Annotated in this window: 27 protein-coding genes; 17 read left to right on the top strand and 10 right to left on the bottom strand. The window is 65.5% G+C overall.

The window, feature by feature from the left end:
* Window positions 1-13 precede the first annotated feature (13 nt).
* The 6 genes from pstA to AC0Z2B_RS17145 all read left to right on the top strand — a co-directional run bounded on the left by pstA (window position 14) and on the right by AC0Z2B_RS17145 (window position 6,054).
* A complete protein-coding gene (gene pstA / locus AC0Z2B_RS17170; protein ID WP_476298208.1) occupies window positions 14-1,684 on the top strand; it encodes a phosphate ABC transporter permease PstA in 1,671 nt (556 codons plus the stop codon).
* An 84-nt stretch (window positions 1,685-1,768) separates the two neighbouring features.
* Window positions 1,769-2,605, top strand: coding sequence for a phosphate ABC transporter ATP-binding protein PstB (gene pstB, locus AC0Z2B_RS17165; protein ID WP_416421779.1), 837 nt, complete (start codon window positions 1,769-1,771; stop codon window positions 2,603-2,605).
* Between the two features lie 123 nt (window positions 2,606-2,728).
* Complete coding sequence (gene phoU, locus AC0Z2B_RS17160) at window positions 2,729-3,487, top strand: phosphate signaling complex protein PhoU (protein ID WP_416421780.1); 759 nt, start codon at window positions 2,729-2,731, stop codon at window positions 3,485-3,487.
* A 162-nt stretch (window positions 3,488-3,649) separates the two neighbouring features.
* Window positions 3,650-4,561 carry a response regulator gene (locus tag AC0Z2B_RS17155; RefSeq protein ID WP_476298205.1) on the top strand — a complete coding sequence of 304 codons (912 nt, stop codon included), beginning with the start codon at window positions 3,650-3,652 and terminating at the stop codon, window positions 4,559-4,561.
* Window positions 4,562-4,782: 221 nt separating this feature from the next.
* The gene (locus AC0Z2B_RS17150; protein ID WP_476298203.1) at window positions 4,783-5,124 is read left to right on the top strand and encodes a hypothetical protein; all 342 of its coding nucleotides are present in this window, start codon (window positions 4,783-4,785) and stop codon (window positions 5,122-5,124) included.
* A gap of 33 nt (window positions 5,125-5,157) precedes the next feature.
* Window positions 5,158-6,054 (top strand): peptidoglycan DD-metalloendopeptidase family protein, encoded by an 897-nt coding sequence (locus tag AC0Z2B_RS17145; RefSeq protein ID WP_476298202.1) that lies wholly within the window; start codon window positions 5,158-5,160, stop codon window positions 6,052-6,054.
* 14 nt (window positions 6,055-6,068) lie between these two features.
* Here the strand turns inward: AC0Z2B_RS17145 and AC0Z2B_RS17140 are convergent, their stop codons facing one another.
* From AC0Z2B_RS17140 to phoB, 3 genes are all read right to left on the bottom strand, one after another.
* Complete coding sequence (locus tag AC0Z2B_RS17140) at window positions 6,069-7,409, bottom strand: hemolysin family protein (RefSeq protein ID WP_416421784.1); 1,341 nt, start codon at window positions 7,407-7,409, stop codon at window positions 6,069-6,071.
* 100 nt (window positions 7,410-7,509) lie between these two features.
* Window positions 7,510-8,832 (bottom strand): phosphate regulon sensor histidine kinase PhoR, encoded by a 1,323-nt coding sequence (gene phoR / locus AC0Z2B_RS17135; protein WP_476298200.1) that lies wholly within the window; start codon window positions 8,830-8,832, stop codon window positions 7,510-7,512.
* A 42-nt stretch (window positions 8,833-8,874) separates the two neighbouring features.
* Complete coding sequence (gene phoB / locus AC0Z2B_RS17130) at window positions 8,875-9,564, bottom strand: phosphate regulon transcriptional regulator PhoB (RefSeq protein WP_008366891.1); 690 nt, start codon at window positions 9,562-9,564, stop codon at window positions 8,875-8,877.
* A 149-nt stretch (window positions 9,565-9,713) separates the two neighbouring features.
* Between phoB and AC0Z2B_RS17125 the strand changes: the two genes are divergently transcribed.
* Window positions 9,714-10,106, top strand: a complete 393-nt coding sequence (locus AC0Z2B_RS17125; protein WP_416421785.1) for a COG4315 family predicted lipoprotein — start codon at window positions 9,714-9,716, stop codon at window positions 10,104-10,106.
* Window positions 10,107-10,202: 96 nt separating this feature from the next.
* Here AC0Z2B_RS17125 and ubiA read toward each other — a convergent pair whose 3' ends face one another.
* Window positions 10,203-11,093 (bottom strand): 4-hydroxybenzoate octaprenyltransferase, encoded by an 891-nt coding sequence (gene ubiA, locus AC0Z2B_RS17120; protein ID WP_476298198.1) that lies wholly within the window; start codon window positions 11,091-11,093, stop codon window positions 10,203-10,205.
* The gene (locus AC0Z2B_RS17115) at window positions 11,093-11,692 is read right to left on the bottom strand and encodes a chorismate--pyruvate lyase family protein (RefSeq protein WP_416421787.1); all 600 of its coding nucleotides are present in this window, start codon (window positions 11,690-11,692) and stop codon (window positions 11,093-11,095) included. The genes ubiA and AC0Z2B_RS17115 overlap by 1 nt, the downstream gene beginning before the upstream one ends.
* A gap of 111 nt (window positions 11,693-11,803) precedes the next feature.
* Here AC0Z2B_RS17115 and AC0Z2B_RS17110 point away from each other — a divergent pair, with 111 nt between their 5' ends.
* The 3 genes from AC0Z2B_RS17110 (at window position 11,804) to AC0Z2B_RS17100 (ending at window position 13,612) form a co-directional block, all read left to right on the top strand.
* A complete protein-coding gene (locus AC0Z2B_RS17110; protein WP_027616797.1) occupies window positions 11,804-11,971 on the top strand; it encodes a rubredoxin in 168 nt (55 codons plus the stop codon).
* A 28-nt stretch (window positions 11,972-11,999) separates the two neighbouring features.
* Window positions 12,000-13,148 (top strand): NAD(P)/FAD-dependent oxidoreductase, encoded by a 1,149-nt coding sequence (locus AC0Z2B_RS17105; RefSeq protein ID WP_476298196.1) that lies wholly within the window; start codon window positions 12,000-12,002, stop codon window positions 13,146-13,148.
* A gap of 188 nt (window positions 13,149-13,336) precedes the next feature.
* Complete coding sequence (locus tag AC0Z2B_RS17100; RefSeq protein ID WP_008366879.1) at window positions 13,337-13,612, top strand: HU family DNA-binding protein; 276 nt, start codon at window positions 13,337-13,339, stop codon at window positions 13,610-13,612.
* A 109-nt stretch (window positions 13,613-13,721) separates the two neighbouring features.
* Here the strand turns inward: AC0Z2B_RS17100 and AC0Z2B_RS17095 are convergent, their stop codons facing one another.
* From AC0Z2B_RS17095 to AC0Z2B_RS17085, 3 genes are all read right to left on the bottom strand, one after another.
* Window positions 13,722-14,057 (bottom strand): tryptophan synthase subunit beta, encoded by a 336-nt coding sequence (locus AC0Z2B_RS17095; RefSeq protein ID WP_416421789.1) that lies wholly within the window; start codon window positions 14,055-14,057, stop codon window positions 13,722-13,724.
* A 101-nt stretch (window positions 14,058-14,158) separates the two neighbouring features.
* Window positions 14,159-14,884, bottom strand: coding sequence for a DUF3142 domain-containing protein (locus tag AC0Z2B_RS17090; protein ID WP_416421790.1), 726 nt, complete (start codon window positions 14,882-14,884; stop codon window positions 14,159-14,161).
* Window positions 14,881-17,049, bottom strand: a complete 2,169-nt coding sequence (locus tag AC0Z2B_RS17085; protein ID WP_476298194.1) for a PA5441 family protein — start codon at window positions 17,047-17,049, stop codon at window positions 14,881-14,883. The genes AC0Z2B_RS17090 and AC0Z2B_RS17085 overlap by 4 nt, the downstream gene beginning before the upstream one ends.
* A 214-nt stretch (window positions 17,050-17,263) precedes the next feature.
* Between AC0Z2B_RS17085 and iolG the strand changes: the two genes are divergently transcribed.
* The 6 genes from iolG (at window position 17,264) to AC0Z2B_RS17055 (ending at window position 23,617) form a co-directional block, all read left to right on the top strand.
* Window positions 17,264-18,277 (top strand): bifunctional inositol 2-dehydrogenase/D-chiro-inositol 1-dehydrogenase, encoded by a 1,014-nt coding sequence (iolG, locus tag AC0Z2B_RS17080; RefSeq protein ID WP_473005036.1) that lies wholly within the window; start codon window positions 17,264-17,266, stop codon window positions 18,275-18,277.
* Between the two features lie 274 nt (window positions 18,278-18,551).
* Window positions 18,552-19,004, top strand: coding sequence for a MarR family winged helix-turn-helix transcriptional regulator (locus AC0Z2B_RS17075; RefSeq protein WP_416421793.1), 453 nt, complete (start codon window positions 18,552-18,554; stop codon window positions 19,002-19,004).
* Window positions 19,001-21,088 carry an FUSC family protein gene (locus tag AC0Z2B_RS17070; RefSeq protein WP_476298192.1) on the top strand — a complete coding sequence of 696 codons (2,088 nt, stop codon included), beginning with the start codon at window positions 19,001-19,003 and terminating at the stop codon, window positions 21,086-21,088. Before AC0Z2B_RS17075 ends, AC0Z2B_RS17070 begins: the two co-directional genes overlap by 4 nt.
* Window positions 21,085-21,294, top strand: coding sequence for a DUF1656 domain-containing protein (locus AC0Z2B_RS17065; protein ID WP_416421795.1), 210 nt, complete (start codon window positions 21,085-21,087; stop codon window positions 21,292-21,294). The genes AC0Z2B_RS17070 and AC0Z2B_RS17065 overlap by 4 nt, the downstream gene beginning before the upstream one ends.
* Window positions 21,291-22,184, top strand: a complete 894-nt coding sequence (locus AC0Z2B_RS17060; RefSeq protein WP_476298190.1) for an efflux RND transporter periplasmic adaptor subunit — start codon at window positions 21,291-21,293, stop codon at window positions 22,182-22,184. Before AC0Z2B_RS17065 ends, AC0Z2B_RS17060 begins: the two co-directional genes overlap by 4 nt.
* Window positions 22,181-23,617, top strand: coding sequence for an efflux transporter outer membrane subunit (locus AC0Z2B_RS17055; protein ID WP_476298188.1), 1,437 nt, complete (start codon window positions 22,181-22,183; stop codon window positions 23,615-23,617). Before AC0Z2B_RS17060 ends, AC0Z2B_RS17055 begins: the two co-directional genes overlap by 4 nt.
* A 384-nt stretch (window positions 23,618-24,001) precedes the next feature.
* Here the strand turns inward: AC0Z2B_RS17055 and AC0Z2B_RS17050 are convergent, their stop codons facing one another.
* Entirely contained in the window at window positions 24,002-24,760 is a 759-nt protein-coding gene (locus tag AC0Z2B_RS17050; protein WP_416421798.1) for a slipin family protein, read from the bottom strand.
* A gap of 3 nt (window positions 24,761-24,763) precedes the next feature.
* Window positions 24,764-25,249, bottom strand: coding sequence for an NfeD family protein (locus tag AC0Z2B_RS17045; protein WP_473005039.1), 486 nt, complete (start codon window positions 25,247-25,249; stop codon window positions 24,764-24,766).
* Window positions 25,250-25,329: 80 nt separating this feature from the next.
* Between AC0Z2B_RS17045 and AC0Z2B_RS17040 the strand changes: the two genes are divergently transcribed.
* Window positions 25,330-25,569 (top strand): DUF2789 domain-containing protein, encoded by a 240-nt coding sequence (locus AC0Z2B_RS17040; RefSeq protein ID WP_027980809.1) that lies wholly within the window; start codon window positions 25,330-25,332, stop codon window positions 25,567-25,569.
* Window positions 25,570-25,620: the final 51 nt, after the last annotated feature.

Genomic DNA, 25,620 nt, shown 5'->3' with positions numbered 1-25,620 from the left:
AAGGTAGCGATCCGTGAAAAAGGATTCTCTCAAGGGCTGGTTCAAGAGTGGCTCGCCCGGCGTCTGGCTCAGCGGTGGCGCGGTATCCATCGCCGTGATCATGACCGTCGGCCTGCTCTCGGTGCTGGCCGTGCGCGGCCTGGGCCACTTCTGGCCCGCCGACCTGGTGCGCGCCAGCTACAACGTGCCCGGCCAGCCTGCCCAGTTGCTGATTGGCGAAGTGGTGCAGCGCGACGAAGTGCCCCGCGCGCAATTGGCTGGGGCCGGCCTGCCGGTGCCCAAGGACGGCCCGGAGTTCATGACCCGCGAGCTGATCAAGGTCGGCAACCGCGACATCAACGGCGCCGATTTCATGTGGGTGGTGGGCGACTGGCTGCAGGACCAGAGCAAGCCGCCGGAGCTGGTGAGCGTCGAGCGCCGCGAATGGGGCAACTTCATCGGCTACCTGCTGGACGTGAAGGAGAACGGCAAGGTGGTCGCCGAGGGCGACGCCGTGTTCAACGAGTTCTACCCGCGCCTGGACCGCGTGAAAGACCTGGCCCGCCAGCTCAACCGCCTGGAGAAGGGCGAGATCGGCTCCATCAACGCCCAGCTCGAGCGCATCCGCCTGCATGGCCGCAAGCTGGAACTGGAGCACCGCCTGGACGCTACCGCCCAGGCCGACATGGACGCCGAGCGTGCTGCGCTCAAGGGCCAGTACCAGGACATCGAATCGCGCCTGGGTGACCTGCACCAAGCCATCGAGCGCGACAGCATCACCGTGCGCGACGTCAACGGCAAGGTCCTGGAAATCAGCATGGGCAAGGTGCTGCACGCCTACCAGCCGAACAACATGGGCCTGTTCAAGAAGCTGTATTACTACGGCATGAAGGTCTGGGAGTTCCTGACCCAGGACCCGCGCGAGGCCAACACTGAAGGCGGCGTGTTCCCTGCCATCTTCGGCACGGTGATGATGACCCTGATCATGGCCATGATCGTTACCCCGTTCGGCGTGCTGGCGGCGGTGTACCTGCGTGAATATGCACGCCAGGGGCCCATGACCCGGCTCATCCGCATTGCCGTGAACAACCTGGCTGGCGTACCGGCTATCGTTTACGGTGTGTTTGGCCTGGGCTTCTTCGTCTACGTGCTGGGTGGCTCCTTGGACCGCCTGTTCTTCCCCGAGGCACTGCCGGCGCCGACCTTCGGTACGCCCGGCCTGCTGTGGGCCTCGCTGACCCTGGCGCTGCTGGCCGTGCCGGTGGTCATCGTGGCCACCGAGGAAGGCCTGGCGCGCATTCCGCTGAGCCTGCGCGAAGGTTCGCTGGCGCTGGGCGCCACCAAGGCCGAGACGCTGTGGAAGATCGTGCTGCCCATGGCCAGCCCGGCGATGATGACCGGCATGATCCTGGCCGTGGCCCGTGCCGCTGGCGAAGTAGCCCCGCTGATGCTGGTGGGTGTGGTGAAGATGGCGCCGTCGCTGCCGTTGAACGGGGTGTACCCGTACCTGCACCTGGACCAGAAGATCATGCACCTGGGCTTCCATATTTACGACGTCGGCTTCCAGAGCCCCAACGTCGAGGCCGCACGCCCGCTGGTGTATGCCACGGCGCTGCTGCTGGTGCTGGTGATTGCCGCGCTGAACCTGTCGGCCGTCGCCCTTCGTAACCACTTGCGCGAGAAGTACAAGGCGCTGGACAACTGACCGTCCCCCTTGGCACTCGCCAGCCGCCCCCTCGATGCGAGGCGGGCGGCTCAACCAACGCACTGAACGCGTAGGGAGCCACCCATGCAGCAAGACCCCAACACCCCCGGTGGCATCAGCCTTTCCGCCATCGGCCGCAAGCGCCAGGGCCTGAGTATGGCCAACGAGACCGTGGCCATCCAGGTGCCCGGGCTGAACCTGTTCTACGGCAACAAGCAGGCGCTGTTCGACGTATCCCTGGACATCCCCAAGCAGCGCGTCACCGCCTTCATCGGCCCGTCGGGCTGCGGCAAGTCGACCTTGCTGCGCACCTTCAACCGCATGAATGACCTGGTGGACGGCTGCCGCGTGGAAGGCGAGATCAACCTTGACGGCCACAACATCTACCGCAAGGGCGAGGACGTGGCCGAGCTGCGCCGCCGCGTGGGCATGGTGTTCCAGAAGCCCAACCCGTTCCCCAAGACCATCTACGAGAACGTGGTGTACGGCCTGCGCATCCAGGGCGTGAACAAGAAGCGCGTGCTCGACGAGGCGGTGGAGTGGGCGCTGAAGGCCTCGGCGCTGTGGGACGAGGTCAAGGACCGCCTGCACGAGTCGGCCCTGGGCCTGTCCGGCGGCCAGCAGCAGCGCCTGGTGATCGCCCGTACCATTGCGGTGGAGCCGCAGGTATTGTTGCTCGATGAGCCCTGTTCGGCACTTGATCCGATTTCAACGTTGAAAGTTGAGGAACTGATCTACGAACTGAAATCCAAATACACCATTGTGATCGTGACACACAACATGCAGCAGGCTGCCCGGGTGTCCGATTACACGGCGTTCATGTACATGGGCAAGCTGGTGGAGTTCGGCGACACCGACACTCTGTTCACCAACCCTGCGAAAAAACAGACCGAAGACTACATCACCGGTCGGTATGGCTAGAGGTAGCTGCAAGCTTGCAGTTTCACGCGGCAAGCAGAAGCGGTACTGCGTTTGTGTTCTGGATTACCACTTAACCACTTGTAGATTGCAGCTTTAAGTCTCAAAGCTGTCGCGGAGCGACCCATGATTGATAAAGATAGCCTTACCCACCACATCTCCCAGCAGTTCAACGCCGAGCTGGAAGAAGTCCGCAGCCACCTGCTGGCCATGGGCGGCCTGGTAGAGAAGCAGGTCAACGACGCGGTCACCGCGCTGATCGACGCCGACTCGGGCCTGGCCCAGCAAGTGCGTGACGTTGACGAGCAGATCAACCAGATGGAACGCAACATCGACGAGGAATGCCTGCGCATCCTCGCCCGTCGCCAGCCGGCCGCTTCCGACCTGCGCCTGATCATCAGCATCTCCAAGTCGGTGATCGACCTGGAGCGCATCGGCGACGAATCGACCAAGATCGCCCGCCGCGCCATCCAGCTGTGCGAAGAAGGCCAGTCGCCGCTGGGCTACGAGGAAGTGCGCCACATCGGCGACCAGGTGCGCCGCATGGTCCGCGAGGCGCTGGACGCCTTCGCCCGCTTCGACGCCGACCTGGCCCTGTCGGTGGCCCAGTACGACAAGACCATCGACCGCGAGTACAAGACCGCGCTGCGCGCGCTGGTCACCTACATGATGGAAGACCCGCGCTCCATCTCCCAGGTGCTGAACGTGATCTGGGCCCTGCGTTCGCTGGAACGCATCGGCGACCACGCGCGCAACATCTCGGAGCTGGTGATCTACCTGGTGCGCGGCACCGACGTGCGTCACCTGGGCCTGGCGCGCATGCGCGAGGAAGTCCAGGGCCGTGCCGATCGCGCTAATGTTCCGGGTGTTTCGGACGATAAGTAAGACTGCCCGACTACAAATGCCCGGCCTAGCGCCGGGCATTTTCGTTTGCGGGCGGTGAAAAGAAATGGCACCCGTGAACAGAGAGTCCCGGCGTGACTCATTAGTTTTGGCAAATGGCCATCAGTCAGCGCTATGCTTGCCGGGTAATCTTAGGAGTGGTCAATGAGTAAGGTCAGTGTGCTGGTTGTGGATGATGCGCCCTTCATCCGTGACCTGGTGAAAAAGTGCTTGCGCAACTACTTCCCGGGCATGGTCATCGAAGACGCCGTGAACGGCCGCAAGGCCCAGGCGATGCTGATCAAGGACAATTTCGACCTGGTGCTGTGCGACTGGGAGATGCCGGAAATGTCGGGCCTGGAGCTGCTGACCTGGTGCCGCGAGCAGGATAACCTCAAGGCCATGCCGTTCATCATGGTGACCAGCCGCGGCGACAAGGAAAACGTGGTGCAGGCCATCCAGGCCGGCGTTTCCGACTTCATCGGCAAGCCGTTCACCAACGAACAGCTGCTGACCAAGGTGAAGAAAGCCCTGACCAAGATCGGCAAGCTGGAGGCGGTAATGGCCACGGGCCCGTCCCGCGCCGGTTCCGCCTTTGCCAACGATTCGCTCAGTGCCTTGACCGGCGGCAAGGCCGAGGTGGTGCGCCCGGCCGCAGCCGCCGCGCCGGCAGCAGCTCCGCGTGGTGGCCTGCTCAACAACGCCCCGCGCCCGGGCGCAACCCCGGCGGCGCCGACCGGCAACCGTGGCCAGGGCCAGCTGCGCCTGTCCAGCGGTAACCAGCAGTGCGTGATCAAGGCCCTGAGCCTCAAGGAGGCGCTGCTGGTGGTGCGCCGTGGGGAAGTGCTGCCCCAGGTGCTGGAGAACGCCGTGCTCGACCTGGAGCAGGGCGAGAACGCCGAAGTGGCACGCCTCAACGGCTACCTGCACGCCGTGGTCGCCCACGAGCCCAAGCCGGACAGCGAGTGGCTGCAGCTGACCTTCCGTTTCGTCGACCAGGACGCACAGAAGCTCGACTACATCTCGCGCTTGATCGCCCGCGGCACCGCCCAGAAACACTTCGTCCCTGGCGCCTGACGCCATGCCGTCGTAGCCGCTGCCGCCAGGCTGCGCTGGCCTTCACGTGCACTGGAGATCTACAGGGGCACAGAGGGCCAGCGCAGCCTTCGGCAGCGGCTACAGGGCTGCGAGTCGTAACCATAGGAGCAACTTCCTACACAACTTTGGGAATCGTTACGCTGCCCCTCCCTGGGCTTCGCGCGCATGCTTGCAGCTCCCCCACGGAGTGCCCCCCGACCATGCCCTGCGACCTTTGCCAGCCCTTGCACGACCCCCTCAACCCCGGTGACGAACTGGCCTGGCTCGACTACAACGTGTGGGTCACCGAAGTGCCCGCCGGCCTGGCAAACATGGACCTCAAGGGCTACCGCCTGCTCAAGGACGCCCGCCTGGCGTGGCCCATCGACCATTTCGACGCCTGGGGCCAGCCCTGGGTAGCCTTGCAACGGGTGGATGGCAATGGCAGCGTGCGCTATGAGCTGGTGCGCCTGGAACCCGGCACCTACCGTCCGGTCGCCTGCGACCCCGCCTACCCGGTCATCCGCCATGCGGCTTGCGCAAGGCGCGGGCACACCTGCTAATCTTGGCCGAGGCCCATATTGCAGAATGCCACCATGCAGCTTCGTACTTTTCTCCTCTGCGCGCTGGCGCTAGGCAGTGGCCACGCGGCAGCCACCACCATCTACAAGTACACCGACGCCTATGGCGTGACGTCCTACACGGACCGGCCCACCCGCAACGCCAAGGTGCTGGTGTTCGCCGACCGCATGACCGAGCGGCTGGACCAACAGGTGCACCTGGACGTGCGCAAGCAGCTGGGCGTGACCACCTTCACCGCCCGCAACGAACTGTACGCACCCGTGGAAGTGGAGCTGCGCCTGGCCAACCTGGGCAACGTGCGCGCTGGCGCGCCGTCCTTGGTACGGCGGGTGCTGCCGGCACGCTCGACCATCGACCTGGCCACCCTGGTGGCGCAGAAGCCGGGGCAGGCGCTACGGTTTTCGCAGAAGTTTCGCTACTCACTGGGCAACCCTTCGACCGCCCCCATGGGCTACCGCTACCCCCTGCCGTGGGTGGGTGGCCCCTTTCGCCTGACCCAGGGCCCCAACGGCACCTTCAGCCACTTCGGGCCCAAGAGCCGCTATGCCATGGACATCGCCATGCCCGTGGGCACGCCGATCATCGCCGCCCGGGGCGGCACGGTGGTGAAGGTGGAAAACGACCAGGGCAGCGGTGGCAACAACCCGTCCGGCAATTTCGTGCGAATACTGCACGATGACGGCACGATGGGCGTTTATCTGCACCTGATGCAAGGTTCGGTGAGTGTGCGAGAAGGCCAGCACGTGGCGGTGGGCACGCCGCTGGCGCGTTCGGGCAACACCGGCAACAGCACCGGGCCGCACCTGCACTTCGTGGTGCAGCGCAACGTGGGCCTGGGGCTGGAGTCCATACCCTTCCAGTTCAACCAACCGGTGGGTACGTTGCCCAACTTTGCGTTGGGCAATAAATAACCAGGAGGGGCTGATTACTCCAGGCGCAGCACTTTCGCCAGGACGATCTTGGGGCCTTTCATCTTCTTGATGATGATGCGCAGGCCTTCGACCTCCAGCACTTCTTCCTCTTCAGGCACGCGCTTGAGGCTGTCGTAGATCAGGCCGGCCAGGGTTTCCGCCTCGATGTGGTCCAGGTCCACGCCCAGCAGGCGTTCCACCTTGAACAGCGGCGTGTCGCCACGCACCAGCAGCTTGCCCGGCTGGTAGGCCAGGATGCCGCGCTCGGCCTTGCGGTGTTCGTCCTGGATGTCGCCAACCAGCACTTCCAGCACGTCTTCCATGGTCAGGTAGCCAATCACCTTGCCGTCGGCTTCTTCCACCAGGGCGAAGTGCGCGCCGCCCTTGCGGAACTGCTCCAGCAGGCGCGACAGCGGCATGTGCCGGGACACGCGCTCCAGCGGGCGAATCAGCTCGGCCAGGTTGAACGACTCGGGAATATGGTCCAGATCCGCCAGTTCCAGCAGCAGGTCCTTGATGTGCAGCAGGCCGACGAATTCGTTGCGCTGGGCGTCATACACCGGGTAGCGGCTGAACTTGTGGCGGCGGAACAGCGCGAGGATTTCCTTCAGCGGGGCGTTGAAGTCCAGGCTGACCATGTCTTCGCGGGAGTTGGCCCAGTCCACCACTTCCAGCTCGCCCATTTCCACGGCCGAGGCCAGCACGCGCATCCCCTGGTCGCTGGGGTCCTGGCCACGGCTGGAGTGCAGGATCAGTTTCAGTTCGTCGCGGCTGTAGTGGTGCTCGTGGTGCGGGCCAGGCTCGCCCTGGCCGGCGATGCGCAGGATGGCGTTGGCGCTGGCGTTGAGCAGGTAGATGGCCGGGTACATGGTCCAGTAGAACAGGTACAGCGGCACCGCCGTCCACATGGACAGCAGCTCGGGCTTGCGGATGGCCCAGGACTTGGGTGCCAGCTCGCCCACCACGATGTGCAGGTAGGAGATGACGAAGAAGGCGCTGAAGAACGAGATACCCTTGGCCACTTCCGGCGACTGCACGCCCACCGCTTCCAGCAGCGGCTCCAGCAGGTGCGCGAAGGCCGGTTCACCCACCCAGCCCAGGCCCAGGGAGGCCAGGGTGATACCCAGCTGGCAGGCGGAGAGGTAGGCGTCGAGCTGGCTGTGCACGGTGCGCAGGATCTGGCCGCGCCAGCCGTTTTTCTCGGCGATGGATTCCACGCGGGTGGAGCGCAGCTTGACCATGGCGAACTCGGCGGCTACGAAAAAGCCGTTGAGCAACACCAGCAGCACAGCGAAAAGAATCATGCCGAAGTCGGCGAAGAGTGAAGCGAGGGTAAAGCCAGGGGAAGGGTCCATGATGGAGTTTTACGGGTTCCGTCTTCAGAAAAAGGGGGTGGCAGCGGTGCCTGAAATGCAGGCACAAGACTATCAATGTAGCGGCTGAAGGGGCGCTTGCCTAGAGGACCTTCAGGCCTTGTGCCTGCATCACCAACTGCTGCGGGGCGAAAATGCAGGTGAAGGTGCTGCCCTGGCCCGGCGTGCTGCTGATCTCAAGGTGCCCGCGGTGGCGCAGCAGCACGTGCTTGACGATGGCCAGGCCCAGGCCGGTGCCGCCGGTGGCCGAAGCGCGGCTGGAGTCCACCCGGTAGAAGCGCTCGGTCAGCCGCGGCAGGTGCTTGGCGTCGATGCCGATGCCCGAATCCTGCACGCTCATGTAGGCCATCTTGCCGTCGCCCCACCAGCGGATATGGATGTTGCCCTCGGCGGGGGTGTACTTCACCGCGTTGAAGATCAGGTTGGAAAACGCGCTGCGCAGCTCCGACTCGCTGCCCTTGAGGCGGATGTTGTCGTCTGCTTCCAGGGTAATGCGCTGGTTGCGCTGCCCGGACAGGGCCTGGGCGTCGCTCTTGATCGACTGCAGCAGGGCGTAGACCGCCACCGGCTGGGTGTCGGAGGGGTAGTCGGTGGCTTCCAGCTTGGCCAGCAGCAGCAGGTCGTTGAGCAGCGTTTGCATGCGCCCGCCCTGTTGCTGCATCTGTTGCAGCGCCCGGGCCCAGCGCGGGTTCACGTCCTCGACGTTGTCCAGCAGGGTCTCCAGGTAGCCGGCGATCACCGTCAGCGGCGTGCGCAGTTCGTGGGAGACGTTGGCGATGAAATCCTTGCGCATCTGCTCCAGCTGGTGGATGCGGGTCACGTCGCGCACCAGCATCAGGTGCTCGTTGTTGCCGTAGCGGGTGATCAGCATCTGCACGCGCATGCGGTCATTGATGGGCGAGGGGATTTCCAGCGGCTCGGCGTAGTTCTCGGCCTCGAAATATTCCTTGAAGCGCGGGTGGCGCACCAGGTTGGTCACTGGCTGGCCGCCGTCCTGGGGCGTCTTGAGGCCCAGCAGGGTCTCGGCGGCGCGGTTCCACCACTCAAGGTTGCCTTCGCTGTCGAGCATGATCACCGCATCGCGCAGGGCCGCGGTGGATTCCTGCACGCGGTCGATCACCGCTTGCAGGCGCCCGCGCACGCGCTGGTCGCGGCGTTGCAGGTGGTAGATGCTGTCGAACACGTCGCCCCACAGGCCGTAGCCATCGGGCGGTGCTTCGTCGGGTTGGTGCTGGTTGAGCCAGTGGTGCAGGCGCAGCAGTTGCTTGAGGGTCCAGCCCAGGTACAGGGCCAGGCCCGTGGCCAGGCACCAGCCGTAATAACCGCTGACCAGCCCTGCCAACAGGCAAAGCGTGACCAATATCAGCATGTGCCTGATCAGGATGCTGTGCCAGTTCTGGTTCAATTAACGTCGCGTCCTTTCGAGTTATGGCCTGGCGAGGGGGCTTCAGCTCTTGGTGGAAAAGCGATAGCCGGTGCCGCGCACGGTTTGTACCAGATTCTCGTAGGCGATGCCGAGTGCCTTGCGCAGGCGGCGGATATGCACATCGACGGTACGCTCCTCGACATAGACGTTGCCGCCCCACACCTGGTCCAGCAGCTGGCCACGGGTGTAGGCGCGTTCCTGGTGGGTCATGAAGAACTGCAGCAGGCGGTATTCGGTGGGGCCCATCTCGGCCGGGCGGCCATCGATGGTCACGCGGTGGCTGATGGGGTCCAGCAGCAGGCCGCCCACTTCGATTGGTGCCTCGCCGTCGCTGGGGCCGGCGCGGCGCAGCACGGCCTTGAGGCGCGCCACCAGCTCGCGAGGCGAGAACGGCTTGGTAATGTAGTCGTCGGCGCCCACTTCCAGGCCCTGGATCTTGTTGTCTTCCTCACCCTTGGCGGTGAGCATGATGATCGGGATGTCGCCGGTCAGCTCGTCACGCTTGAGGCGGCGGGCCAGCTCGATACCTGAGGTGCCGGGCAGCATCCAGTCGAGCAGGATCAGGTCAGGCTTGCGGTCGACGATGATGGCGTGGGCCTGCTGGGAGTTTTCTGCTTCGAGGCAGTCATAGCCAGCCATTTCCAACGCGACGGCGATCATTTCGCGAATGGGCGCTTCGTCGTCAACGATCAGAATGTTCCTGCCAACCATGCTCAAACCTCTTGTCATTGAAGTGTCTTGGGGCGCATTAGATAACGGAATTATTGCAGTCGTGTGACAGGTTGCCGCCAGCGTACCAAGTTCCGGACGCTGAGCTAAGCTGAAATTCCGTTACCACGAATAACAATGAGGTAGATCCAATGACACGACATACGCTGAACTGGATGGCCTTGGTCGGCGCCTTCGCCCTGGCCGCCCCTGCCCTGTCCCAAGCGGCAGAGCCTGCGATGGCCAAGGACGGCATGCTGGTGGACCACCACGGCATGACCCTCTACACCTACGACAAGGACGGTGACGGCAAATCCAACTGCAACGACAAGTGCGCCGAGAACTGGCCGCCGCTGATGGCAGAAAGCGGGGCCAAGGACGACGGCGACTGGACCGTGGTCAAGCGTGATGACGGCAAGATGCAATGGGCGTTCGGCGGCAAGCCGGTGTACACCTTCAAGATGGACAAGAAGGCCGGCGACAAGATGGGTGACGGCAAGATGGACGTCTGGCACGTAGTGCCCACTGACGCCGACGCCGATTGATCGGCGTGCCGTAGCAGCTGCCGTAGGCTGCGTCCAAGGCCACCGCTGGACTGCGGGGTGGCCGGACGCGGCCTGGTGGCCGCTGCTACAAGGGCTTCAGCGCAAGGCGTAGTCGGCGACTATGCCGATGAATATCGCCAGGCCTGCCCAGTGGTTGTGCAGGAACGCCTTGAAGCATTTCATGCGCTCGCGGTCGCGGGTGTTGTGCCATTCCCAGGCAAAGCACGCCGCCGCCGCCAGCAGCCCCAGGTGGAACCAGCCGCCCAGGCCGAACTGGCCGCCGGCCAGCAGCAGGCACAGCAGCGCCAGGCCCTGCAGCAGCACGATGATCAGCCGGTCGGCGTCGCCAAACAGAATGGCCGTGGACTTGACCCCGATGCGCAGGTCGTCGTCGCGGTCGGTCATGGCGTAATAGGTGTCATACCCCACCGTCCACAGCAGGTTGGCGATGTACAGCAGCCAGGCCGCAGCGGGCAGGTGCCCGGTCTCGGCGGTGAACGCCATGGGCATGCCCCAGGAGAACGCTGCGCCCAGCACCACCTGCGGGTAATAGGTGTAGCGCTTCATGAACGGGTAGGTGGCCGCCAGCAGCAGGCCGCCGAACGACAGGCCGATGGTGGTGGCGTTGGTGCACAGCACCAGGGCGAAGCTGATGCTCACCAGCACGGCGAAGAACACCAGCGCCTCGCGCGAGCTGATGCGCCCGCTGACCAGCGGCCGCTGCTCGGTGCGTTTCACGTGGCCGTCGACCTTGCGGTCGGCGAAGTCGTTGATCACGCAGCCGGCGCCGCGCATCAGCACCACGCCCAGCACGAAGATCACCAGGTTGGCCAGGGACGGCTTGCCTTCGCCGGCGATCCACAGCGCCCACAGCGTCGGCCACAGCAGCAGGTAAATGCCGATGGGCTTGTCCATGCGCGTCAACTGGACGAAGTCCCAGGCGCGCGGGTGTACCCGGTTCAGGGATTTGAGCAGGCTCTGGAACATCAAGGGTTCTCCGCGTCGAGTTGAGCGGCCGGCCACAGCGCCGGCAGGAAGACTTCGGCCACCAGCACCTTCAGTGCGCCGCGGTCAAAGCGCGAGCGGCGCGCCCACAGCCCTTCGCAGGCCTGCTCGGCGGGCAGCCAGGGTGCGGGGTAGTGGCATACCTCGATGGGCTGGCGCTGGAACGCCGGTGTGGTGAACAGCAGTTCGCCCAGTGAGCGGCTGCCCAGGGCGTCCAGCGCCAGGCCGTCGGCTTCCAGGGCCTGGCGCCCAGCCACGCTGCGGGCGAAGACCCACGGCGTGCCATGGCCGCGCAGGTACACCTCGCGCACCCAGCCGCTGCTGCCATCGGCCAGGCCAAGGGCCTGACATTCATCGGCGCGCAGTACCTGCCATTGCTCGTGCAGGGGTGTGACACTGAAGTGGTCACGGGACAGGCGGGTCAGGCGGCGGGTCAGCGAGCCCTGGTCGAACAACCAGTCGCGGGTGGTGGCATCGGCGCCCGATGGCGCCTGCGCCAGCCATGCCGGCGCAAAGGTGAATGCATCTGTCACGGTAAGCAGCTGTCTGCAAGCGAAGAAGCCGCCGAGCTTAGCATGCATTCACGCTTGCATCTGTGCACAACCCCCAGTACAAAACCGGCTGAGCCGGTCGGCAGCGCAACAAACATCGATCGACCGAGCCTTGAGCCTGAGCAATGAGGAAACCGGCAAATGAAAAAGTGGCAGTGCGTGGTATGCGGCCTGATCTACAACGAAGCGGACGGCTGGCCCGATGACGGCATCGCCCCTGGCACCCTGTGGCAGGACGTGCCGGAAGACTGGCTGTGCCCCGATTGTGGCGTGGGCAAAATGGATTTCGAGATGATCGAGATCGCTTGATCGATTCTTCCCTGCAAGGAGTACCTAAATGACAGCACCTGTGGTGATCGTGGGCACCGGCCTGGCCGGCTACAACCTGGCGCGGGAATTTCGCAAGCTGGACGGCGAGACGCCGCTGCTGTTGATCACCGCCGATGACGGTCGTTCGTACTCCAAGCCGATGCTCTCCACCGGCTTCGGCAAGAACAAGGACGCCGACGGCCTGAGCATGGCCGAGCCCGGCGCCATGGCTGACCAGCTCAAGGCCGAGATCCGCACGCACACGCGGGTCACTGGCATTGACCCGGGCCACAAGCAATTGTGGGTCGGCGAGGAAGCCGTGCCGTATCGCGACCTGGTGCTGGCCTGGGGCGCGCAGACGGTCAGTGTGCCGGTCCAGGGCGATGGCGCCGACGCCGTGTACCCCATCAATGACCTGGAGGACTACGCGCGCTTCCGCGCCGCCGCCCAGGGCAAGAAGCGCGTGCTTATATTGGGCGCTGGCCTGATTGGCTGCGAATTCGCCAATGACCTGATTGCCGGTGGCTTCGAGGTGCAACTCGTCGCGCCCTGCGAACAGGTGATGCCGACCCTGCTGCACCCCGCGGCGGCTGCCGCCGTGCAGGCCGGGCTGGAAGGCCTGGGCGCGCGGTTCTACCTGGGCCCGGTGCTCAACCGCCTGGAGCGCGTGGCCGACGGCCTGCAAGCGCATCTGTCCGACGGCACCGTGCTGGGCTGCGACCTGGTGGTATCGGCCATCGGCCTGCGCCCGCGGGTGGACCTGGCCGCCGCGGCCGGCCTGGAGGTGAACCGTGGCATCGTCGTCGACCGCGCGCTGAAGACCTCACACGCCAACATCCATGCGCTGGGCGACTGCGCCGAGGTGGATGGCCTCAACCTGCTGTACGTGATGCCGCTGATGAGCTGCGCCCGTGCCCTGGCGCAGACCCTGGCCGGCAACCCCACGGCCGTCAGTTATGGCCCCATGCCCATAACCGTCAAGACCCCGGTCTGCCCGCTGGTGGTGTCGCCTGTACCACGGGGCCTGGAAGGCCAATGGCAGGTCGAAGGGCAGGGCGCCGACATCAAGGCGTTGTGTCGTGATGTGGCCGGCAACCTGCTGGGCTACGCCCTTACCGGGGCGGCGGTCGGGGAGAAACTGGCACTGAACCGGCAGCTCCCGTCGTTGCTGGCGTAAATAACGGTCTTTCTGTCGGATTAACCCGATTTTTGTCGCTACAAACCCCTGGAGGAGACTGGCGCAGCCTCTTGTGCCGTGCCATTCTCACTCGGTCTGCCGCAGCGTAGAGCCTGCGGCGCCTTCGGCGCTGTTCCGGAAGAACAGCCCGGGCAATAACAACAAAAAACCGTCAAAGGGGCTTCACTATGCGCAAACCAGAACTCGCCGCCGCTATCGCCGAAAAAGCAGATCTCACCAAGGAACAAGCCAACCGCGTGCTCAACGCGGTGCTGGAAGAAATCACCAACGCACTGCACAAGAAAGACAGCGTCACGCTGGTCGGTTTTGGCACCTTCCTGCAGCGCCATCGCGGCGCCCGCACTGGCAAGAACCCGCAGACCGGTGAGCCGGTCAAGATCAAGGCCAGCAACACCGTGGCGTTCAAACCTGGCAAATTCCTCAAGGACAGCGTCAACCCGTAAGCGGGAGCGCGTAAAAAAAGGGCCCTGCGGGGCCCTTTTTTCGTTGCTACCGAACCCCGTGGCGCGTTAAACGCCGTAGCCGCAGCCTGTCGGCAGCGGCTACAGGGCGTTACAGCAACTTGTCACCGTCGTCCAGCAGGTGGTCCAGCCCGCCCAGCTCGCCGCGCACCGCGTCGCGGGTCTTGAGCTTGGCCAGCGCCGCCTCGGGCAGGTCGGTGATGCGGATAACGCCCTTGCTGGTCAGCACCTGGATCAGGTCGTCGAGCACGCGGATCATGTCCATGTCGCTCTGGCGCAGCTGCTGCAAACGCCCCTCGATGGTGCCGCGGGCCTGCCAGGCCAGCACGTCGGGGTGGTCTTCGACGAGGAAATCTTCCGCCTGAGGATAGGCAGTCTTCTCGGCGCGGATGATGTGACCGAGTGCATTGCGTTGCACGTAGTACATGGGGGCCCTCCTTGAGGTAACCGGTAACGTTCAACAAGCAGCTTAGGCTAGCTTGCCCAAAGCCGGTCTGCATTGCCATGGGCCAGCGCCGGGGGCGGCAACTATTTTTGCGCGGCCGCCGGGTTCTGCAAAAACACCACGTACCCCTTGAACCAGGGGCTACTACCCAGGAAATCGGGGGCCTGCCAGTCGCCGCCCTGGATCAGCCCGACCTTGAACGGCAGGCCCAGGCGGCTGAGCCTGGGCAGATAGGCGGCGTAGTCGGGAATGCTGTGACGGCCCTGGTAGGTCTGCACCACCACTTCATCCACCACGCCGCGCAGTTGGCCGATGACCTGGGCATCGGCGTTGCTGCTCCAGTCCATCAGGCCGGTGATGCTCAGGCGGTAGTGGGCGGGAAGGCGCTGGCGCAGGTCGCGCAGGAAGGCCACGTATTCGTCGAGGTAGCGGGTGCGGGCGTCGAAATCGATCTGAATGCCCACCACCGGGTTGCCCGCCGTCACCCAGCGTTGCACCTGGCCGAACAGCTGCCGGTACACCTGGTCCGGCCAGTGCAGGGTATCGACCCGGTACGCCAGCCACACCTGGCCGGCGCCCAGCCGGGGCATGGCCATGCCCTGGGCTATCAGCTGCGCGGGCGCCTGGCGGTTGCGCCGGGGCGTGGCCACCTGGCCCTGCAGGATGTACAGCGTGCGGGCGTGGGCCAGCGCCGGCTGGCTGGCCACCCCGCCCCACACCCAGAAGGCGTCGTGGTCGGCGGCGTCAACGGCGGCCTGGGCGCTGGCGGTTGCCGCCAGCAGCCACAGGGCCAGGCACCAGTGCTTCACCAGTAGTACTGCAGGGTCTTGCCCCAGGTGGTGTCGGCGTAGCCGGCCTTCAGCTCGCGGAACCATTTCTTGCGCAGGGCCGGGGCAATGTCCTGGCTGCCGCAGCTGTTGTAGCCGCTGGGCGCATAGCAGTTGATGGCGCGGTACAGGGCGTAGGCGCGGTCGGTATGGCAGGCCTGCTTGTTGGCGATCACCTGCTGGTAGCCGTCGAGGCGCGAGTAGGCCGGGCCGTTGAAGCTGCCTGGCTTGCCCTTGGCCTTGGCGGCGCGCTGATCCATGGGCAGCAAGTCCAGGCTGTTGCGCAGCATGAATTCACCCAGACAGTTGAGCGCCTTGGGGTCATTGGCGGCCTTTTGCAGCGCTGCGGCGGTGTCGGCGATGGCCGGGCAGCTGTAGCCCGAAGCGGCCTGGTCGCCCTGCCAGCGGAACATGGCCAGGCTGCGACCATCGCCGTAGACGAAGCCCAGGCTGTTGGTCAATTTTTGCTCAGGGGACGTTTGCGCTGGCAGCAGGCTCATGTCCTTGCCGAAGTCGGTGTACAGGCCACGGGTCAGGTCCTTGTACAGCAACACGAACAGCGCGGTGTCACGCTCGGTCTGGTCCAGCCCCTTGCTGACCTGGCGGCGCAGCAGGTCGGCGCTGGCGCTGCTGTACAGCATGATGTTGCGCAGCTGCGCGGCCTTGATCGGCGAGTCGTCGGCAAACACCTTGTCCACCTGGCCGCTGGCCTGGTAATTGAGCGCCAGGGCCATCTCCAGCTGGTCGCGTTGCAGCGGTTGCTGGGCGGCGGGCAGCAGCTTGAGCCACAGCTGCGCCGCGTCGGGGTAGTCCTTTTTCTGCTCCAGGGCCAGGCCGCGCAGGGTCTGTTGGCTGAACGCCAGGTAGTCGAGCTTGGCCGGCACGCTGGCGGGCACGGCGGCCAGGGTCGCGTCAGGGTCGTTGGCGATGTACAGCTGGTACACGCCCAGCAGATAGTCGTGCAGGCCCGGTTGCTCGGCAAACAGCGGCTTCTGCGCCTGCAGTTCGGCCAGCGTCAGGGTGGGCAGGGGCTTGCCGCGCAGCTGCATCAGGTCCACCACGGCCAGCACCAGCGGGTCCCGCACCTGCCCAGGCTTGGCGCCTACCAACAGCTTGGCGTCGGCTTCGGTGATCAGCTGGTTCAGGTCGGTGTTGCGTTGCTGCGGGGTGGCCTGGGTCAGCTGCCAGGCGAAATCTTCGGCCAGTGCCTGCTGGTCGCCCGCCAGCCAGTGCACTCGGCGCAGCAGGCCGCGGGCCGAGGTGGCGTACTCGCCCTGTGGATAAGTTTCCAGGTAATGATTGAAGCCAGCGCCGGCCTGCTGCAGGGCGGCAGTGTCGACTTTCGCCAGGGCCACCATGCCGTACTCGTCGAAGGCGTTGGCCTGGGCGGCGTTCAGCGCGGTGCGGGCGCTCATGTACAGCGCCGTTTCCTTCACCCACGGCGCCGGGCTGCTGGCCAGGGCGGCGAACTGCGCCTGGGCCTGGTCGAAATGGCCACGGTAGAAGTTGGCGGCGGCTTGCAGGTAGCTGGCGAAGGTTTGCCCCTGGGGCGACTGCACGGTGGGTAGCAGGGCGGCCAGGTCGCTGTCGCTCCAGTCGCAGGCGCCCAGCATGGCCAGCCGCGCCTTGCCCAGGGCCTGGCGTTCGTCTGCCGGCAGGTCCTGCAGTTGTTTCAAGAACTCGCTGGCGCTGGCTTCGGCGTTGCTGCGGCACCGGCTGCCTTCGCCGCCCAGGAAGTTGTCGCCGGCCAGGGTTTGCGGGGCGGCGGGCAGGCCCAGCTGGCTGCTCAACTGGTCCAGGGCACGCGGGGCTGGCGCCGCCGTGGCGTCCGGCGCTGGTGCTGGCGGGCTGGTTGGCGTCAGGCGGGCCATGTCGAAGGGCACCGGGCCGTAGCCTTCCTGGCGCTCCTGGTCGGTGATGCCCATGTCGGGCAGGGGCAAGGCGCCCTTGTCGGCCAGCAGCAGGCGCAGGTTCACCTGGCTGTCGTTGCCCGGCGACAGGAAGGGCAGGCTGTTGCAGCCACCGGCGAAGCCGTTCACGTTGAGCACCCAGGCCGGGTAGCAGGAATCGTCGCCGCTGGCGAAGGCCTGGGTGGCGAAGCCGGCGCTGATGGCCAGGGCAAGTGGGGCTAGCAGGCGGGTGCGCATTGATCGTCCTTAATCGCAGGTTCTGGGTGGCGGTGATGATACAACCGCCATCGCGAGCACGGCAAAATCCGACAATAAAACAAAAATTCCAAATAAATTATTTATAGAAAAATAATTGATTTCGCCAGGGCGCCGTTCTAGCCTGAGATCACTCGAACGGCTTTCCTTCCGAAAGCCTGATCAAGCGGCCCACAACAACAAATCAGGAGCCATCATGACTTTGAACATCGGTGTCATCGGGACCGGCGCAATTGGCCGCGAACACATCCGTCGCCTGAGCTTCGCCCTCGCCGGCGCGCGGGTGGTGGCGGTCAACGACATCAATGCCGAGCAGGCGCGCGGCGTCGTCACCCAGTTGGGCATCGAGGCCGAGGTGTATGCCAGCGGCCAGGACCTCATCAACGCGGCCAACGTGCAGGCGGTACTGGTGACGTCCTGGGGCCCCAGCCACGAAGAGTTCGTGCTGGCCGCCATCGCCGCCGGCAAGCCGGTGTTCTGCGAGAAACCCCTGGCGGTCACGGCCGAAGGCTGCCGGCGCATCGTCGAGGCGGAAATGGCCCATGGCACCCGCCTGGTGCAGGTCGGCTTCATGCGCCCGTTCGACCAGGGCTACCGCGCGCTGAAGGAAGTGATCGACAGCGGCGCCATCGGCGAGCCGCTGATGCTGCACTGCGCCCACCGCAACCCCGAGGTGCCGACGGCCTATGGCACCAGCATGGCCATCACCGACACGCTGATCCATGAACTGGACGTGCTGCGCTGGCTGGTCGACGACGACTACGTCTCGGCCCAGGTGGTGTTCCCGCGCAGCACCCGCAACACCCATGCCGCCCTGCGTGACCCGCAGATCGTGCTGCTGGAGACCGCCCGTGGCGTGCGCATCGACGTCGAAATTTTCGTCAACTGCAAATACGGCTACGACATCCAGTGCGAAGTGGTGGGCGAGCAGGGCATCGCCAAGCTGCCCGAGCCCACCAGCGTGCAGATGCGCAGCGACGCCAAGCTGTCCACCGGCATCCTGATGGACTGGAAGGACCGCTTCATCGATGCCTACGACGTGGAGCTGCAAGCGTTCATCAAGGGCGTGACCAGCGGCCACCTGGGTGGCCCCTCGGCCTGGAACGGCCTGGCCGCCGCCGTGGCCGCCGACGCCTGCATCCTGGCGCAGACCAGCGGCAACATCGAACCCATCGACCTGCCACCGCGCCCCGCCTTCTACGCCGACTGAACCCCGACCCCGTAGCAGCTGCCGCAGGCTGCGTCCCGACCGTTGCACATGTGGCGGGTTCGGACGCAGCCTTCGGCAGCTGCTACGGGGATTTTTTCGCCTGCGGAAACGCTGCTGTAACGCGCGCAACGGCACTGTTGCGTCTATAACAACAAGGCAGCCAGGCATTTGCGCCACACCGCGAAATGTCTCGCCGCCACTATTGACGGAGGGGGATTCCTTGCCCGAATATAGATAGTTAGCAAACTATGAATATCGGTGTGTTCCTGTCCAAATGAATCTCGACAAGCTCCACCTCAATATCAGTAGTGGCATGGTCACGGCCGCCCGCCACTGGCGCCGCATCTGCCAGACCACCCTGGCCAACTACGGTATTTCCGAAGCCTGCGCGGTGCCGCTGCTGCTGATCGTGCGGCTGGGCGACGGCGTGCGCCAGGTCACCGTGGCCCATGCCGCCGGGCTTGAGAGCCCGTCCCTGGTGCGCCTGCTCGACCAGCTGTGCTCGTCAGGCTTCGTCATTCGCACCGAAGACCCTACCGACCGTCGCGCCAAGGCCCTGAGCCTTACCGCCACCGGCCGCGAGCTGGCCGAAGCCATCGAAGGCGAGCTGGTGCGTCTGCGCCGCGAAGTGCTGCACGACATCGCTCCCGCTGACCTGGAAGCCGCCCTGCGCGTGGTGCGGGCGTTCGAGGAAGCGGGGCAGGGCACGGCGGTGTCGCCGTCTTGAAAGCCTTTTTCAGTGATGTCCCGCCGCTGCGGGACTGGTTCTACGGTGTGCGTACCTTCATCGCCTCGATGGTGGCGCTGTACGTGGCCATGAAGCTGGAAATGCCACGCCCCTACTGGGCCATGGCCACCGTCTACATCGTTTCCAGCCCGTTCGTCGGCCCTACCACGTCCAAGGCGCTGTACCGCGGCATCGGTACCTTCGTCGGCGCCGCCGCGGCGGTGCTGTTCGTGCCCATGTTCGTGCAGACGCCGTTCCTGCTGGCGCTGATCGTCGCGGCCTGGACCGGCACCCTGCTGTTCCTGTCCCTGCACCTGCGCACGGCCAACAGCTACGCGCTGATGCTGGCCGGCTACACCATGCCGCTGATCGCGCTGCCGGTGGTGGACAACCCGACGCTGGTATTCGACATCGCCTCGGCGCGCTTCCAGGAGATCTGCCTGGGGCTTATCAGCGCCGCCGTCATCGGCTCGATCTTCTGGCCACGGCGCCTGGCGCCGGTACTCGGCGACGCCACGCGCAAGTGGTTCGTGGAAGCCACCACCTACAGCGATCGCTTCCTGTCGCGGGAAATCACTGCCACCGAGGTAGGCACCCTGCGCGCGTCCATGGTCGCCACCTTCAACTCCCTGGAGTTGATGATTGGCCAGATCCCCCACGAAGGCGCGCTGCCGCAGACCGTGCGCAACATCAAGGAACTGCGCGGGCGCATGATTCACCTGCTGCCCACCATCGACGCCCTGGACGACGCGCTGATCGCCGTGGAGCGCCGCACCGAGTTGATCGCCATCCTGGCGCCGGTGCTCGAAGACGTGCGCCAGTGGCTCAAGGAAACCAAGGAGAACGCCTCGCCGGCGTTGTGGACCCAACTGCACGCGCGCCTGGCCGAGCTGCAGCCCGAGCCCGAGGCCCTTGACGACCGTCGCAACCTGCTGCTGTCCAACGCCCTGTACCGCCTGGGCGAGTGGGTGGACCTGTGGCAGGACATGCGCACCCTGCAGCTGGCCATCGAGACCGAGGACCAGTCGCAATGGCGCGCCGTGTACCGTCACTGGCGTTTGGGCCGGCTGTCGCCGTTCTTCGACCGCGGCATGATGATGTACTCGGCGTTCACCACCATCATGGCCATCGTCGTCGCGTCGATGATCTGGATCTTCACCGGCTGGGCCGATGGCGGTGGCGGGGTGATCCTCGCGGCCGTGGCCTGCAGCTTCTTCGCTGCCATGGACGACCCGGCGCCGCAGATCTACCGGTTCTTCTTCTGGACCCTGATCGCGGTGGTGATGTCCAGCCTCTACCTGTTCCTGATTCTGCCCAACCTGCATGACTTCCCCATGCTGGCGCTGGCGTTCGCGGTGCCGTTCATTACCGCGGCCACCCTGACCCTGCAGCCACGCTTCAACCTGGGCATGATGCTGACGCTGGTCAACGGCGCCACCTTCATCAGCCTGGACACCGCCTACGACGCCAACTTCCTGTCCTTCCTGAACTCCAACATCGCGGGGCCCGCGGGCCTGCTGTTCGCGTTCCTGTGGACCCTGATGGTGCGGCCGTTCGGCACTGAGCTGGCGGCCAAGCGCATGACCCGCTTCAGCTGGCGCGACATTGTCAGCCTCAGCGAACAGGCCACCCTGGCCGAGCACCGCGCCATGGGCGTGCAGATGCTCGACCGGCTGATGCAGCACCTGCCGCGCCTGGCCCAGACCGGCCAGGACACCGGCGGCGCGCTGCGCGACCTGCGCGTGGCGCTGAACATGCTCGACCTGCTGGCCTACATGCCGCGCATTCCGGTGGGCCCGCGCGCCCAGGTACGGCAGGTGGTGGACGAGGTGGGCGGTTATTTCCGCAACTGCCTGAAGGCCCGTGAACGGTTGCCCGCGCCCATGTCTATCCTCATGACCATGGACCGTGCGCGCCGGGCGCTGGCCCAGCAGCACGTGGGTGACGAGGCCGAGGCACGGGTGCAGATGCTGCACTCGCTGAGCGGCCTGCGCCTGGCGTTGCTGCCGGGTGTGGAAGTGGTGATCGAGCCGAGCGCAGCCCCAGAGCCGCCGACTCAAGGCCTGGATGGAGCTCCGTTATGATCGGTGAAATTGATGTAAGCGGGATCTTCCTGCCCACGCTGCTGGTGATGATGGCTATCACCTATGTGCTGTTCCTGATAGTGCACGGCGTGCTCAATCGCCTGCACTTTTATCGCCTGGTCTGGCACCGGGCCTTGTTCAACGTCGGTCTGTACGCGCTGATGCTAGGCGCGGTGGACGCACTCTGCCGAAACCTGATGACATGAAAAAACCCTTGTTGACCGTTGGCCGCCTTCTCCTGACCCTGCTGGTGGTGGTCCTTGCCACCGTGGTGGTCTACCGCATGGTGATGTACTACATGTTCGCGCCCTGGACCCGCGACGGCCACATCCGTGCCGACGTGATCCAGGTATCGCCTGACGTCTCCGGGCTGATCCAGGACGTGGTGGTGCACGACAACGAAGTGGTCAAGCGTGGCCAGGTGCTGTTCACCATCGACCAGGACCGCTTCAGCCTGGCCCTGCGCCAGGCGAAGGCCGCCCTGGCCGACCGCCAGGAAACCATGGCCCAGGCGCAACGCGAGGCGCGCCGTAACAAGGGCCTGGGCAACCTGGTGGCCAAGGAACAACTGGAGGAGAGCGACTCCAAGCTGGCCCGCGCCCAGGCCGCCCTGGCCGAGGCCCAGGTGGCCGTGGACACTGCCCAGCTGAACCTGGACCGCTCGGTGATCAAGAGCCCGGTGGATGGCTACCTCAACGACCGTGCGCCGCGTGCCCACGAGTTCGTGGCGGCCGGCCACCCGGTGCTGTCGGTGGTGGATAGCAGCTCGTTCCACGTCGACGGTTACTTCGAGGAAACCAAGCTGCCGCTGATCGAAGTGGGGCAGAAGGTCGACATCCGCGTGATGGGTGACAACGCCCGCCTCACCGGCCATGTGCAGAGCATCGTCGCCGGCATCGAAGACCGCGACCGCAGCAGCGGTTCCAACCTGCTGCCCAACATCAACCCGGCGTTCAGCTGGGTGCGCCTGGCCCAGCGGATTCCCGTGCGCATTGCCTTCGACGACGTGCCGGAGCACTTCCGCATGATCGCCGGGCGTACCGCCACAGTGTCCATCGTCGACGAGACCGGCCACTCCGCGGAGGCCGCTCGATGAACCACTGCGTGCGTCTTTCGGCGGTGGCCCTGGGGCTGCTGCTGTCGGCCTGCCAGATGGTGGGGCCGGACTACCACCGGCCCAAGGACGGCGCGATCAACCGCCCCGACCTGCAAGGCAGCCTGGCCACGGGCGACAGCAACGTGGTGTCGGCACCGGTGCCGCAGGACTGGTGGAAGCTGTACAACGACCCGCGCCTGGACCAGTTGGTGGGTGACGCGCTGGTGTCCAGCACCGACCTGCGCATCGCGGCCGCCAACCTCAGCCGCGCCCGCGTGCAAATCGAGGAAGCGCAGAACGCCGGTGGCTTCACCACGACCGCCGAGGCGGGCGCGCAGCGCTTGCAGGAGTCTGCCGAATCCTACCTGCAGGGCGTGAAGATCCCGGTGGCCAACGTCGGCAGCCTGGCGTTGAGCACTTCCTACCAGTTTGACTTGTGGGGCACCTTGAAGCGCGGCGTCGAGGCCTCCCAGGCCAACGCCGACGCGGCCCAGGCCGCCGCCGACACCGCGCGCATTACCCTGGTGGCGGAAGTGGTGCGTTCCTACACGCAAATCTGCGCTGCCAACGAAGAACGGCACATTGCCCAGAAGTCTTTGGACCTGCAGATGCAGGGCGTGCAGTTGACCCAACGGCTGCGTGACGCTGGCCGTGGTGACGAAACCCAGGTGACGCGCACCCAGACGCAGTTCAAGTCGTTGCGTGCCGACCTGCCCAAGTTCGAGGCCCAGCGCCAGGCCGGGTTGTACACCCTGGCCATGCTGCTGGCCAAGCCGGTCAACCAGCTGCCGGCGGGCACCGCCGACTGCGCCGAGCTGCCGAAGATCGCCCAGGTGATGCCCGTGGGTGACGGGGCCGCGCTGCTCAAGCGCCGCCCTGACGTGCGCCAGGCCGAGCGCAAACTGGCCGCTGCCACCGCCGAGATCGGCGTGGCCACCGGCCAGCTGTACCCCAACATCAGCTTCGGTGCCACCGTGGGTTCGGTGGGCTTCCTCAAGGACTTGGGCGAAGACACCGCCAACCGCTGGGGCTTCGGCCCGCTGATCACCTGGACCATCCCGGGCAACCAGGCCCGCGCCCGCGTGCGTGAATCCGAGGTGGCCACCCAGGCGGCCCTGGCGCACTTCGATGGCGTGGTACTGAATGCCGTGCGCGAAGCCCAGACCGGCCTTGCCCAATACACCGCCCTGCTGGAGCGCCGCGACGCCCTGGCCGACGCCGAGCAATCGGCCCGCCAGGCTGCCGACCAGACCCACCGCTTCTTCCTGGCCGGCCGCGAATCCTTCCTGGCCGACCTGCAGGCCACCAAGACCTACACCGACGTGACCGCCCAGCTGTCCGCCGCCAATACCCAGGTGGCGATGCAGCAGATCAACGTGTTCCTGGCGTTGGGTGGCGGTTGGGAAACCCAGCAGCATCAAACCACCCCGTAGCAGCTGCCGCCAGGCGGCGTCCCAGGCTTACACCGTGGTGCTGCCGGACGCAGCCTTCGGCAGCTGCTACGGGAGGTGTTGCCCGCGATATCTCGTAGCAGCTGCCGCCAGGCGGCGTCTTGGGCTTGCACCGTGGCGCTGCCGGACGCAGCCTTCGGCAGCTGCTACGGGAGGTGTTGCCCGCGATATCTTGTAGCAGCTGCCGCCAGGCGGCGTCCCGGGCTTGCACCGTGGCGCTGCCGGACGCAGCCTTCGGCAGCTGCTACGGGAGGTGTTGCCCGCGATATCTCGTAGCAGCTGCCGCCAGGCGGCGTCTTGGGCTTACACCGTGGCGCTGCCGGACGCAGCCTTCGGCAGCTGCTACGGGAGGCGGCGTCTGGCGTGTCAGGGTTTGGCGGACAGGTCGGCCATGCCCTTGAGCAGTTCGATGGGCAGCGGGAAGACGATGGTCGAGGTCTTGTCGCCGGCGATGGCGCTCAGGGTCTGCATGTAGCGCAACTGCATGGCGCCCGGCTGGCGGCCGAGCATTTCGGCGGCCTGGGCGAGTTTCTCCGAGGCCTGCAGCTCGCCCTCGGCGTGGATCACCTTGGCGCGGCGCTCGCGCTCGGCTTCGGCCTGTTTGGCGATGGCCCGTACCATCGATTCATTGAGGTCCACGTGCTTGATCTCGACGTTGGCCACCTTGATGCCCCACACGTCGGTCTGTGCGTCCAGCACCTGCTGGATGTCCATGTTCAGCCGCTCGCGTTCGGCCAGCAACTCGTCCAGCTCATGCTTGCCCAGCACCGCACGCAAGGTGGTCTGCGCCAGTTGGCTGGTGGCCATCAGGAAGTCCTCGACCTGGATGATCGCCTTCTGCGGGTCCAGCACGCGGAAGTACAGCACGGCATTGACCTTCACCGACACGTTGTCGCGGGTGATGACATCCTGGGGCGGCACGTCCAGCACCACGGTGCGCAGGTCGACGCGCACCATCTGTTGCACCACCGGGATCAGGATGATCAGCCCCGGGCCTTTCACCTGCCAGAAGCGCCCCAGCTGGAACACCACGCCGCGCTCGTATTCACGCAATATCCGAAAGGTGGACAGCGCCAGCAGGAACAGCACCACCAGCACGGCGGTGTAGCCGATTTCGATGAACATGGTTCACGCTCCCGTGGGCGGTTTCGCCGCGGCCACTTCCAGCTGCACGCCGCGGCGGGCCAGCACCTTCACGGGCTCGCCCTGTTGCAGTGGCGCCTCGCAGCGTACCTGCCATTGCTCGCCTTGCAGCTGCACCCAGCCGGCGCAGGGGTTGTCCGATTGCAGCGCCGACACCGGCGTCACCTGGCCTACCAGTTCGCTGTCGCCACCCACCGGCCGCCGCCGTGCCGCGCTGATGGCCATGGCCAGCACCGTGATCACCAGCACCACCGCCACGGCTGCCATGGCCAACAACAGCGTGCCCGACACCGCGATATCCGGCCCCTGGGCATCCACCAGCACCACCACGCCCAGCAACAGCACCACCAGGCCACCCACGCCCAGCACGCCATAGGTCGGCAGCAGCGCTTCGATGGCCAGCATGACCAGGCCGAAAAGGATCAACCCGACTGCCGCCTGGTTGACGGTCAGCACAATCACAGCGCCCACATGAACCTCCGGGGTTGCCCCTCGACGCCAGCGTCAAAGTTACCTTTAATAAGAGTTTAGTTGACCCCGAGGGTACCCACATGGAATCGCCCAGCCATAGCCTGCCCGCCCTGTTCGATCAGCTGGGCCTGGCGTCCTCGCCGGTGGAAATCGAGCGTTTCGTCACCAGCCACTCGCCCCTCAAGCCCGGCCTGAAACTGCATGAGGCGTTCTTCTGGACACCTGCCCAGGCCGCCTTCCTGCGCGACGAAATCCTCGAGGACGCCGACTGGGCGGAAGTCATCGACCAGCTCAACGAACTGCTGCACAAAGTGCGCTGACCCTGCCGCTTATCCGCTGCCGCCGTGCTTTTGACTTTTGCAGGCAACACT

This window comes from Pseudomonas sp. GYB4201 (assembly GCF_056312595.1).
This window is presented reverse-complemented; position numbering and strand designations above follow the sequence as displayed.